An 11,863-nucleotide genomic window follows, 5' to 3' on the forward strand; every position below is an offset into this window, starting at 1 on the left:
CTGTCGTTTTCCTACAAGGAGATTCGATGAACACTCCGGCCACTCCGGCCATCTCGGTCCGGGATCTGCACAAGAATTTCGGGCAGGTGCACGCACTCGACGGACTCGACCTGGAGGTCGCCGCGGGGGAGGTGCACGGATTCCTCGGGCCCAACGGCGCGGGGAAGTCCACCACCATTCGCGTACTGCTGGGCATTCTGGCCCGTACCTCGGGTAAGGCCGAGGTGCTCGGACGGGATCCGTGGACCGACGCGGTCGCGCTGCACCGCGATATCGCCTATGTGCCCGGAGATGTCACGCTGTGGCCCTCCCTGAGCGGCGGCGAGACCATCGATCTGCTGGCGCGCATGCGCGGCGGCCTGGATCAGGGGCGGCGCGCCGATCTCATCGAGCGGTTCGAGCTCGATCCGCGCAAGAAGGCGCGCACCTACTCCAAGGGCAATCGGCAGAAGGTGGCGCTGGTGTCGGCCTTCTCGTCCGAGGCCCGTCTGCTGCTGCTCGACGAACCGACCTCGGGTCTGGATCCCCTGATGGAGCAGACATTTCGCGAATGCGTCACCGAGGCCGCGGCGCGCGGCTGCACGGTGCTGCTGTCCAGCCACATCCTGTCCGAGGTGGAGGCGCTGTGCCAGCGGGTCACCATCATCCGCGCCGGGCGCACCGTGGAATCGGGCACGCTGGCCTCGATGCGGCATTTGAGCCGCACCGCCATCACCGCCGAAATGATCGGTGATCCGGGCGATCTCAGCCGGATTCCGGGCGTCGCGGACATCACCGTGGAGGGCCACACCCTGCGCTGCCAGGTGGACAGCGAACATCTCGGCGAGCTCATCAAGGTGCTCGGTGATACCGGTGTGCGCAGTCTGGTCAGCCAGCCGCCGACGCTGGAAGAGCTGTTCCTGCGGCACTATTCGCTCAACGGCGAGGACCCCGCCGAATCCGGCCGGGACTCCGCCGATTTGCAGCGGGCCGCGAAATGACCGCCATCACCGCGCCCCGCGCATTCGAAAGCCCGTTACGGTCAACGGATTTCACCGGCACCGGACAACTGCTCCGGCTGTACCTGCGCCGCGATCGCATTGTATTGCCGCTGTGGGTGTTGCTGCTGTCGCTGCCGCTGGGCAGCGTGTACATCAACAGCATTGTCAGCGTGTACCCGGACGAGGCGGACCGCGCGGGGTTCGCGAACTCGATTCTCGCCAGTCCGGCGCAGCTGGCCATGTACGGACCGGTGTACAACACCAGCCTCGGTGCGGTCGGCATCTGGAAGGCGGGGATGTTCTACAGTCTCATCGCCATCGCCGCCATTCTCACCGTCATCCGGCACACCCGCGCCGAAGAGGAAACGGGCCGTGGGGAATTGGTGGCCGCCACCCGGGTCGGGCGCTACGCAGGGCTGACCGCGGCGCTCATCCTCGGCTACGGGGGTGCGCTTGCCACCGGCCTGATCGGGTTCCTGAGCCTGTCGGGCAGCAAGCTCACCGGCGACGACGCCAGGGCCGGATCGCTGGCCTTCGGGCTCGCCCTGGCCGGATCGGGCGTGGTCTTCGCCTCGGTGGCGGCAGTCTGCGCGCAATTGACCACCAGCGCGCGGCTGGCGCGCGGTATCGCCTTCACGGTGCTCGCGGTGACCTATACGCTGCGCGCCATCGGTGATGCCCGCGCCGGAGACGGGCCAACCAGCCCGCTGGTGTGGCTGTCGCCGCAAGGCTGGTCTCTCCAGGTGCGGCCGTTCGCGGGCAATCATTTCGCGGTGCTGCTACTGCATGTGGCGGCGGTGGTCGTGCTGACCGTCATCGCGTATTCGCTACTGCGGCACCGGGATATCGGTGCGGGCCTGATCGCCGAACGCCCGGGCGCCGCCACCGCGGGACCGGCGCTGTCGGGACCGCTCGGACTGGCCTGGCGATTGCAGCGCGGCACCCTGATCGCCTGGACGGTCGGACTCGGCCTGTACGGCCTGATCATCGGCAGCGTCATCCACGGCATCGGCGACGAACTCGGCAGCAGCCAGTCCATTCGCGATCTGATCACCCGCATGGGCGGATCGGCGTCGCTGGAGAATTCGATGATCAGCTACGCCTTCACCATGATCGGCGTGGCGGCGGCGGCCTACACGGTGTCGGCGGCGCTGCGGCTGCATTCGGAGGAGAGCGGCGATCACGCCGAGACGCTGCTCACCGGTGCGGTGTCGCGAACCCGCTGGGCCGCATCGCATCTGCTGTTCGCACTGCTGGGACCGGCGGTGGCACTGTTCGTTTCGGGTCTGCTCGGCGGTTTCGTGTACGGGCGCGCGGCCGGTGATGTCGGCGGCAAGCTGCCCGATGTGCTCGGCGCGGCACTCATCCAACTGCCCGCGGTGTGGATATTCACCGGAATCACGGTGGCGCTGTTCGGTCTCGCGCCGCGCTGGACCCCGGTGGCGTGGGGTGTGCTGACCGCCGCCATCGCGGTCTTCCTGCTCGGCGCGATCTCCGGTGCCCCGCAATGGCTCCGCGACCTGGAACCGTTCGAGCATCTGCCCAAGGTGCCCGGTGCCTCCTTCGACCCGGTGCCGGTGCTGATTCTGCTGGTCATCGCGGCCGCGCTGATTGCCTTGGGGCTCATCGGATTCCGGAAACGCGACCTGCGCTGACCCGTCCGGAGGGGCCGCGAACCGTTGCCGGCGGTTCGCGGCCCCTTTCGCGTTTTCGGCAGGGGCAGTGCTGGGGCAGTCGCAGGGGTGGATTCGAGTGGGCCGCAGGTGGTAAACGAGAGTAAGGAACGAAATAAGGAGGTGGGGCATGGAAGGTTTGATGCTCGGCATTCATCTGCCGGCAGGCTGGCTATGGCCCGCGCTGATCATTTTCGGGCTGGTCGTCTTCGCCGCGCTGCTGGTGCTGCTCCTGGTGAGCGGAGCCAGATTCGACGATCAATCACACGTGGTGCCCTCGACGCCGGGGCCCTGCGAACCCTTCTGCGGGGGTCGCACCGCATCGCCCGTCTATCAGAACTGAACGATACTGAGGGACAGCAGGATTACCCCGCGCCGTTCGGGATACTCCAGGGGAAAGTTCGACGAGTGAGGTTTTTCATGAGTCAGCGGACCCCCGCCGTTGTCGGTCTGTATCTGCGCGAATCGGGACGATGGCGACGCGTCGCCGAATTCCGGTTGAACTCGGACGGGCAGGCCAGCTTCCGGGCGATCGATCCGGTCGAGGGGCTGGTCGCACGCGTCTGGTACCACCAGGGCGTGGACATCATCGGCCAGGACCGCACGGTGCTGCCCGCCGACGGCGCGGAATTCCTGCGAGCCCTGTTGCAGCCCTTCGGATTCCGCGACTACCGATTCCGCGATGACAGTCGCCCTGGTCGCGCCGCGAATATGTTGCCGCGCACCGGTCATATCGCGCTGCCGCATGACACCGACGGCGCCGCACCGGATTCCGAATGCGCGCACGGCACCCATCGCCCGTCCCGGCCCGCCGCGTGGCGAGCCCTGGACGAGGATGTCATCCGCTTCTGATCACAGGCTGTTGGCCAGCAGTACGTACTGCGCCGTCGCCTTCTTCTGCACCTCGTCCTGACTGCTGCCGGTCACCACGCCCACGAAACGCTTGTAGACCACGTAGCAGCGGTAGGACGTGCCATCGGAACGGTGCTGCACGCATTTGGTGTCCGGCACCCGGTCCGGCGCGCCGATCGCGGTCTCGCCCAGGCTGCTGATCAATCCGGCCGTGAGATCGATCCCGCCGCGCGCGTCCCGGGTGCGGAACAGATAGCCGTCCTTGGTGAGCGCCATGGCGTCCATGCCCGTATCGTTCACCAGCCGCTGCCGCAGACTCTCGTCACCGGCCGGGTGGATGAGCATATTCGCGCCGTACACCGCGAAATTGTCCGGATCCGGGGTGTGGGAATCCCTGTCGGACACCAGGATTCGAGCCAGCAGCCGATCCGGATCCACCGGCAGCGCATCGATCTGATCGGCGGGCGTCGGGGTGAACGCGTCCGCCACCGGCACCTCGGCGTCGAGCGTCTTCTTCGCCCAGGACAGCAGATCCCCCTGATCCGCCTTGGGCCGCGAGATGAAGATCGAGATCACGAATTCCTTGCGCGCCATGACCACACCGATACTGCCGACGCCGGGCCGCCAGTGCGAGAAGGCATCCGGATAGTCCGCCAGCGACAGCTTCTTGTTCTGATCCAGCGCGACGCCGAAGTCGGCGTCCTCCAGTTCCTTCGCCGCCAGCTTGGCATTGTCGGCGGACGGGAAGCGCAGCAGGCGAATGGTGGCGGTGGTGCTCGCCGGATCCGGCGCGTTCGAACCGGCCGGATCGGGCAGATCCGAACCGCTCATGGCGAAACCGGCCACGAAACCGCGGTTCTGCAGCACCGGTTTGGCCGAGGAGGACAGGTGGCTCACGGTCACCACATCATTGACGCTGGTCAGCACGATGCCGCCGCGACCGATCTTCAGGCTGGGATCGATCTGCACCGTCGGCACCACCGCCGAGGCCATCCGCATGCCCTCCAGCATCGGGCCGTTGCCGTTCGAATTGCGGTCGTAGGTGAATCGATTCACCGCGTAGGTGCCCGCGTCCAGAGTGCGGACGTCCATTTCCCCGGCGACCGCCTTACCCTTCTGCGCGCAGCCGGACAGGGTGGCCGTGAGTGCGAGACAGGTGAGTGCGGTCAGGACCCTCGTTGCGCGGTTCATGCTCTTCCCTCCCGCGCGGCCCGGCGGGGCAGCGCTCCACCCACCGATTTTCGGACCCGGATGGGCGGCTGTCCACCGTTATCCGCGCGTCGCGGCCGCTCTCATACCCAAATGCCCTTACCGACCGTGACCACCCCGCCATTGCTGAGCGCGAATCTGTCCCGGTCGCGATCCAGATCCACGCCGATGATCTCGCCCTCGGACACCACCACGTTCTTGTCCAGAATCGCGTGCCGCACCACCGCGCCGCGACCGATCCGCACCCCGGGCATGAGCACACTGCCCTCCACCGTCGCGCCGTCCTCCACCATCACATTGGAGAACAGCACCGAATTGCGGACCGTGGCCGCGGACAGAATGCTGCCCGCGCCCACGATCGACTCCTGCGCCAGCCCACCGCGGCCGAACTTGGCGGGCGGCAGATTCTCCATGGCACCGCGAATCGGCCAGTGCCGGTTGTAGAGATCGAAGACCGGATCCACCGACACCAGATCCATATGCGCCTCGTAGAAGGCGTCGATGGTGCCCACATCACGCCAGTAGCCGCGGCTGCGATCGGTCGCGCCGGGCACCTCATTGCCGCCGAAGTCGTACACCGAGGCCGCGCCCGCGCGCACCAGGGTCGGAATGATGTCCCCGCCCATATCGTGATCGGAGTCGTTGTCATCGGCGTCCGCACGGATCGCGTCCACCAGCACCTTTGTGGTGAAGACGTAATTGCCCATCGAGGCGAAGGTGACATTCGGATCGTCCGGGGTGCCCGGCGGATGCGCGGGCTTCTCCAGAAAGCCGGTGATGCGGCCGGATTCGTCGGTGTCGATGCAACCGAACGCGCTCGCGGTACTGCGCGGCACCCGGATGCCCGCCACCGTGACGCCCGCACCGGATTCGATATGCGCCTGCACCATCTGCTCCGGATCCATCCGGTACACGTGATCCGCGCCGAACACCACGATGTACTCGGGGTCCTCGTCATAGATGAGGTTCAGCGACTGCATGATGGCGTCCGCGCTGCCGGTGTACCAGCGCGGGCCGAGTCGCTGCTGCGCGGGCACCGGGGTGATGTACTCGCCGCCGAATCCGGACAGCCGCCAGGTCTGCGAGATATGCCGGTCCAGCGAATGCGATTTGTACTGGGTGAGAACACAGATCCGCAGATAACCGGCATTGACCAGATTCGACAGCACGAAATCGATGAGCCGGTACGCACCGCCGAACGGCACCGCGGGCTTGGCGCGATCCTTGGTGAGCGGAAAGAGTCGCTTGCCCTCGCCACCGGCGAGCACGATCCCGAGTACGTGCGGCTGGCTCCTCACACTCGCCAAACTACCGGGTATAGCGAAACCCTGAATGAACGTGCCCGTCCGCGTCGCCCGCGGCGTCGCGTGTTCACGGCCCCGCAAACCCCGGTTCTTCGGCCCTCCACTCGGCCGCCGCGTTCCGGCGCTTCGCACTCGGCTACCGGGCCGGGCCGTGAACTCTATGTTTTCTTTCATCGATGTAGGCCCGAACCCGCCGACGGCACGCTGTAGTTTGGATCGGTGAGTTACGGCGCGGACGGCGGGCGCGAACTTCGAGTCGCGATGATGACCCGCGAATACCCGCCCGAGGTGTACGGCGGGGCGGGAGTGCATGTCACCGAACTGATCCCGCGCCTGCGGGCGCTGTGCGATGTGACCGTGCACTGCATGGGCGTGCAGCGCACCGATGCCGTGGTGCACCAGGCGGATCCGATGCTGTACGCCGCCAACTCCGCCTTGCAGATGATGTCCGCGCAGCTGCGCATGGCCGATGCCGCCGGTGGCTCCGATGTCGCGCATTCGCACACCTGGTACACCGGGCTGGCCGGGCACCTGGCCGCCGAGCTGTACGGGATTCCGCATGTGCTGACCGCGCATTCGCTCGAACCCCGGCGGCCCTGGAAGGCCGAACAACTCGGCGGCGGCTATCGGCTGTCCTCCTGGTCCGAGCACAATGCCATGACCTACGCCGACGCTGTCATCGCGGTGAGCCAGGGCATGCGCGGCGATGTGCTCGCCGCCTACCCCGATATCGATCCCGCGAAAGTGCATGTGGTGCACAACGGAATCGACGCCCAGGTCTGGCATCCCGGCGGACCGGCCCGCGATACCCGCGACATCCTCGGCGAACTCGGGGTGCGGCGGGACCGGCCGGTGGTCGCGTTCGTCGGGCGCATCACCCGGCAGAAGGGCGTCTCACATCTGCTGGCCGCCGCCCGATATCTCGATCCGGATATCCAATTGGTGCTGCTCGCCGGGGCCGCCGACACCCCCGCCATGGACGCCGAAGTGGCCGGGGCCGTACGCGAACTCGGCAAGACCCGGGACGCGGTGTACTGGGTGCGGGAAATGCTGCCCACCGAACTGGTGCGCCAGGTGCTCGCCGCCGCAACGGTTTTCGTCTGCCCCTCGGTGTACGAACCGCTCGGCATCGTGAATCTGGAGGCCATGGCCTGCGGTACCGCCGTGGTCGCCTCCGATGTCGGCGGCATTCCCGAGGTGGTGGCGCAGGACGCCACCGGGCGGCTGGTGCACTACGACGAACACGCGCCCGACGCCTTCGAGCGCGGGCTGGCGCGGGCCGTCAACCAGGTGGCCGCGGATCCCGCGACCGCCGCCGCCATGGGCGCGGCCGGGCGGGCGCGCGCCATCGCCGAATTCGATTGGGACCGCATCGCCGCGCAGACCGCCAAGGTCTACGACCTGGTGCGCAAGAACTAGAGGTCGTAGCGCATGAACACGTCGGCGCGGTCGTAGGGCGTCGGCGGAAGTTCGGACGGCGGCACGTGCGCGAAGCCGATCGATTCGTAAAGGTGCACGGCCGGAGCGAGTTTCGAATTACTGGCCAGGATCAGCGAGGTCGCGCCCAGCTCGCGCGCCTGCTCGATGGCGGCGCGCAACAGGACGCGGCCGATACCGCGACCTTGAAAGCGTGGCGAGACAGCCATTTTGGAGAGTTCGAAGACGCCGTGCCCCTCGGCGACCAGGGCGACGCAGCCCGCGGCCTCGGCACCGGCGCGGGCGATGAGCACGCGGCCTCCGTCATCGACGATGCGTCGCGGATGGTCCAGGGTGACCAGGTCCGCGGCCTCGACCGTGAAGAGTTCGGTGATCCACTCCAGATTGAGGTCCTTGAAGGCGCGCGCGTCGGCGGCCGTGGTCATCGGCTCGACCGTGATCGAGTGCGGGGCGAGGGAATCGGTCTGCTGGGTCACCTCATCAGCATGTCCCGCCTGCACCTATAACGTCCAATACTTGATAACTCGGATTGATATGTTGAAATTATGAGCAAAGGCAGCACCGGCCTCGCCATCGACGGCGTGGAACTTCGGCACCTCCGGTATTTCCGCGCCGTCGCCGAGGAATTGCACTTCGGGCGCGCCGCCGCGCGTCTGCACATCGCCCAGCCCGCGCTCACCCAGCAGATCCAGCGGCTGGAAACCCTGCTCGGGGCAAGGCTTTTCGATCGCACCTCGCGCACCGTCGCGCTCACCGCCGCCGGGACGGTACTGCTGGAGCGATCCCGGGCACTGCTCGGGCACGCCGAACGCGACCTCGCCGAGATCCACCGGATCGGCCAGGGCAGTCAGGGCACGCTGTACCTCGGCTTCGTGCCCTCGGTGCTGCCGCTGGAACCGCTGCGCGGCGTACGGGCCTTCCGGGACCGTTTCCCACTGGTCGAGGTGGACCTGGTGGAAGGGTTCACCAGTCATCTGATGGCACGGCTCGCGCACGGGACGCTGGATCTGGCCATCGTGCGGGATCCGGACGAGCAGCCCGGCACCGTCACCACACCGCTGATCACCGAACCGTTCGTGGCGATCCTGCCCGCCGACCATCCGGACGCGCACCGGGACAGCATCACCGGGGCCGAACTCGTCACCAATCCGATGGTGTTCTATCCGCGCGCCGCGGGCGGGCGCGCCTACGACAAGAACCTCGCGCCGCTGCTGGAATCCGGCCACCGGCCGCGCATCGTGCAGGAGGCCACCAACTGGACGATCCTGCTGTATCTGGTCGCGGCCGGACTCGGGGTCACCGTCGCACCGCGCAGCGCCACCTTCACCGCACCCGAATCGGTGCGCATCATCCCGCTCGCCGGAACCGCCGCCGTCACCACGATCTACACCGCGCACCGCGCCGACGACACGCGGCCGCTGGTCCGCAATCTGCTGGATCTGCTGCCGAATCAGCCGCGCGGGCGATAGACCGACACCGTCACCGCTGCGGTCACCTCGAACGGGTCCGGCAGCGACGCAATGCGTTCGGCGCGCTGCTCCGCGGCATGGAATGCCGACGGTCCCATCGCGGACACATTCGCGATATCGGTGTGCGTCAATGACATTCGATACTCGACCGGCGTGCGATCCAGCAGTTCGAAGCGATCGTCCAGCGAATCGGCAAGTCGCTCGGTTTTGCCCGCGTCCACCCGCACCATGTCGAGCGGCTCGATCAACTCGGCCAAATGCCGCGACGTCGGCGTGACGACAAAAAACCGCCCACCCGGATTCAGCACCCGGGCAACCTCTTCCGCATTGCGCGGCGCGAAAACCGACAGCACCGCCGCCACCGCACCGGTGCGCACCGGCAGCCCGCGCCAGGCGTCCGCGAGCACCGCGCCCGCCCGCTCATGCGCCCGCGCACTCCGCCGCACCGCGGGTTTGGACACATCCAAGGCCAGCCCGCGTGCCCCCGGCCGCGCATCGAGTGCCATAGCCAAGTAGTAGCCAGTGCCCGAGCCGATTTCCAGCAGCGCGGGCGCGGTGGACACGGGTGCGGACGGGGACACCGTTCCGGCCGTTCCGGCCCGCCGCTCATCGGGGGAGGCCCGCAGCAGCGTGGCGGCCAGTCGTGCCGCCGAGGCCGATGTCATGGATACGCCCGGGCGTGTCACGGCACCGCCACGCGGAGGCACCACCGCGTCGGGCAGCGCCGTGTTTTCGGGCGCGGTGCCGACTCGGATCCGGGAATCGGGCAATGCCGGAGGTTCGGGTGCGGCCGCGACCGCCGCGGCCAGGGCGGCGGCGATGGGGGTGAAGTGGCCGGCCCGCTGGAAGGCCGCGCGGGCGTCGAGCATGGCCGGGGTGTCACCGGTCATCTTGGTGGCGGCGCCGGTGAGCAGGCTGACATAGCCCTGTTTGGCGATATCGAAACTGTGCCCGCGCGGACAGCGCAGCGCGTGATCGCGGGATGTGAGATCCCGACCGCATTCCGGGCAGGACAGTAGGTCGGCGCAGGCGATCAGACGATCGGCCGGGCCGAGGGGGTATGCGGTCTGAACCGATGTGCCGGTGAGCGGATGCGCTCCGGTGCCTCGGGGTTCGGGGGCCGAGCCGCCGAATGCCCCGGAGGGCGGTGTGCTCACCGGCACTGGCAAGTCTGGCAACTAGCTGGTGACACTCTTGAGTTCGTCACCCAGTGCCGCAGCTTCCTCCGGCGTGAGCTCGACGACCAAACGCCCGCCACCCTCGAGTGGAACCCGCATGACGATTCCACGCCCTTCCTTGGTTGCCTCGAGGGGACCGTCCCCGGTGCGGGGCTTCATGGCCGCCATCCTCTGCTCCCTCCAGATCTGCGCGAATATCCGCGCACTTTCATGGAACTCCAGTTGTCACCAACCAGGCAGCCCGCCGACATGTGGCGGGCTACACCATGACCATTCTTCCCTATCGCGGATCGGGGCGGGTACCTGAGTTCCAAAAACCGACCGTTGTGGCGTTCAGGGAGTCCTCACATTCACCCAGCAATCGGCGATGTGATCGTCTACCATCCCCGTCGCCTGCATGAGTGCGTACGCAGTAGTGGGTCCCACGAACTTGAATCCGAGCCGCTTCAGTTCTTTTGCGAGAGCGATGGATTCGATCGTGACGGCGGGCACATCGGACAGGGTGCGTGGCCGCTTTCCCGGGGCCGGGGCGAAGGACCAGAGCAGCTCGTCCAGGGATCGGCCCAGGTCGCGGGCAACCCGCGCATTGTGGATGCTGGCGTGGATTTTGGCGCTATTGCGAACTATGCCCGGATCGGCCATGAGGCGTTCCACATCCGCGTCGCCGAACTCCGCCACCCGCTCGATCACGAACCCGTCGAACGCCGCCCGGAAGGCCGGGCGCTTGCGCAGAATCGTGATCCACGCCAGCCCCGACTGGAAAGCCTCCAGACACACCCGCTCGAACAAGGCGTCATCCCCGTGCAGCGGCCGACCCCACTCCTGATCGTGGTAGTCCCGATACAGCTGCGAACCGTCCGCCCACCCGCAGCGGGTGCGGCCGTCACTCGGCTCGGGCTCGGGCTTCGCGGGTTTGGGCTTCGCCGCCGCGCGCGGCTTCGCCGCTGCCGTGCCGCCCGGCTTCGCCGCCGCGCTCATCGCGCACCGGGCTCTGCGATGCCGGGGGTGCCCGGCTCCGCCGCCGGGCTCGGTACGGCGGGTTGGCCGCCGACACCGTGATCGCCCGGGAGAGGGGACGAGCCGGGGGCGCCGTGATCGGCCGGGGAGGGGGTCGGGTCGGGAGCGGAGAGCACCTCGGGGACGGGCGCGGCCGCGCCGGAGAGCGCGTCCGGGGCCAGTCGGCGGGGTGCTGGTGGTTCGGCCGGAATCGGAGCGCCATTGGGCGATACGGCGATACCCGCGAGGTGGTTGCCGGAGCGGGCATGGGCCAGTTGCGTCTCGAGTTCGTCGATGCGCGCGGCGAGGCGGGTGAGCGCCCAGTCCACCTCGCCCGCCTTGTAGCCGCGGATCACCTGCTGGAAGCGCAGCGCGCGCACATCCGCACCGCTGATGCCCTCGGCGGGCAGGACCGTCGCGGTGGTGTTCTCCGGTAGGGGGCCGAGCTCTTCCGACCGTCCGAACAGCGCGCTGACGACCAGGAACAGCAGGGCGGCTACCAGGCCGACGATCAGCACGTACAGAAGCAGCGTGAGCATGCTCCCGAGCTTAGGTGCCGACGCGGCCGCGACCGCATCTCACCCCGGCGGAATTCAGCCGTTGAATTCGCCCGCAGCCGAGCATTTCTCGCGTGCCGCAATCCGACCCCCGTCCCTGGAAACAGCCGTGGCGCGTGGGGGGGGGAAAGGGGCGGCGGGTGTCGAATTGGGTGGGGGATAGGGGTAAAGGTGGGGGGGGGGGTGGGTGTTTTTGGAGAAACACCCG

12 protein-coding genes and 1 pseudogene are annotated in these 11,863 nt (G+C 67.8%); 6 read left to right on the plus strand and 7 right to left on the minus strand.

Annotated features, from left to right (window positions below; genetic code table 11):
• Nucleotides 1-26: 26 nt before the first annotated feature.
• From ACFVUS_RS34175 to ACFVUS_RS34190, 4 genes are all read left to right on the plus strand, one after another.
• Nucleotides 27-980, plus strand: a complete 954-nt coding sequence (locus tag ACFVUS_RS34175; protein ID WP_387776195.1) for an ATP-binding cassette domain-containing protein — start codon at nt 27-29, stop codon at nt 978-980.
• On the plus strand, nt 977-2,635 hold the full coding sequence (locus ACFVUS_RS34180) for an ABC transporter permease (protein ID WP_387776198.1): 1,659 nt from the start codon (nt 977-979) through the stop codon (nt 2,633-2,635). Before ACFVUS_RS34175 ends, ACFVUS_RS34180 begins: the two co-directional genes overlap by 4 nt.
• A 148-nt stretch (nt 2,636-2,783) precedes the next feature.
• Nucleotides 2,784-2,996: a hypothetical protein gene (locus tag ACFVUS_RS34185; protein ID WP_387776201.1), complete on the plus strand. Its 213-nt coding sequence runs from the start codon at nt 2,784-2,786 to the stop codon at nt 2,994-2,996.
• Between the two features lie 77 nt (nt 2,997-3,073).
• The gene (locus tag ACFVUS_RS34190; protein ID WP_387776204.1) at nt 3,074-3,505 is read left to right on the plus strand and encodes a hypothetical protein; all 432 of its coding nucleotides are present in this window, start codon (nt 3,074-3,076) and stop codon (nt 3,503-3,505) included.
• Here ACFVUS_RS34190 and ACFVUS_RS34195 read toward each other — a convergent pair whose 3' ends face one another.
• Nucleotides 3,506-4,696 (minus strand): hypothetical protein, encoded by a 1,191-nt coding sequence (locus ACFVUS_RS34195; protein ID WP_387776207.1) that lies wholly within the window; start codon nt 4,694-4,696, stop codon nt 3,506-3,508. It abuts the gene before it with no gap.
• Nucleotides 4,697-4,797: 101 nt separating this feature from the next.
• Nucleotides 4,798-6,012 carry a glucose-1-phosphate adenylyltransferase gene (glgC, locus tag ACFVUS_RS34200; protein WP_387776210.1) on the minus strand — a complete coding sequence of 405 codons (1,215 nt, stop codon included), beginning with the start codon at nt 6,010-6,012 and terminating at the stop codon, nt 4,798-4,800.
• Nucleotides 6,013-6,279: 267 nt separating this feature from the next.
• On the opposite strand from glgC, the gene glgA reads away from it, so the two are divergent.
• Nucleotides 6,280-7,437: a glycogen synthase gene (gene glgA / locus ACFVUS_RS34205; protein WP_387778462.1), complete on the plus strand. Its 1,158-nt coding sequence runs from the start codon at nt 6,280-6,282 to the stop codon at nt 7,435-7,437.
• Here the strand turns inward: glgA and ACFVUS_RS34210 are convergent.
• Nucleotides 7,434-7,931, minus strand: a complete 498-nt coding sequence (locus ACFVUS_RS34210; RefSeq protein WP_387776213.1) for a GNAT family N-acetyltransferase — start codon at nt 7,929-7,931, stop codon at nt 7,434-7,436. The genes glgA and ACFVUS_RS34210 overlap by 4 nt on opposite strands.
• Nucleotides 7,932-8,000: 69 nt before the next feature.
• Between ACFVUS_RS34210 and ACFVUS_RS34215 the strand changes: the two genes are divergently transcribed.
• Nucleotides 8,001-8,924, plus strand: coding sequence for a LysR family transcriptional regulator (locus ACFVUS_RS34215; RefSeq protein WP_387776216.1), 924 nt, complete (start codon nt 8,001-8,003; stop codon nt 8,922-8,924).
• On the opposite strand, the gene ACFVUS_RS34220 is transcribed toward ACFVUS_RS34215, so the two are convergent.
• The 4 genes and pseudogenes from ACFVUS_RS34220 to ACFVUS_RS34235 form a co-directional block, all read right to left on the minus strand.
• A complete protein-coding gene (locus ACFVUS_RS34220) occupies nt 8,906-10,081 on the minus strand; it encodes a putative RNA methyltransferase (protein ID WP_387776219.1) in 1,176 nt (391 codons plus the stop codon). The genes ACFVUS_RS34215 and ACFVUS_RS34220 overlap by 19 nt on opposite strands.
• 21 nt (nt 10,082-10,102) lie before the next feature.
• A complete protein-coding gene (locus tag ACFVUS_RS34225) occupies nt 10,103-10,270 on the minus strand; it encodes a DUF3117 domain-containing protein (protein WP_006554284.1) in 168 nt (55 codons plus the stop codon).
• A gap of 165 nt (nt 10,271-10,435) precedes the next feature.
• Nucleotides 10,436-11,080 (minus strand): DNA-3-methyladenine glycosylase I, encoded by a 645-nt coding sequence (locus ACFVUS_RS34230; RefSeq protein ID WP_387776222.1) that lies wholly within the window; start codon nt 11,078-11,080, stop codon nt 10,436-10,438.
• Nucleotides 11,081-11,337: 257 nt separating this feature from the next.
• Nucleotides 11,338-11,637: pseudogene (locus ACFVUS_RS34235) on the minus strand (DivIVA domain-containing protein); the annotation flags it as partial.
• Nucleotides 11,638-11,863: the final 226 nt, after the last annotated feature.

The sequence above is a fragment of the Nocardia sp. NPDC058058 genome, assembly GCF_042885355.1.
Lineage (GTDB): Bacteria > Actinomycetota > Actinomycetes > Mycobacteriales > Mycobacteriaceae > Nocardia.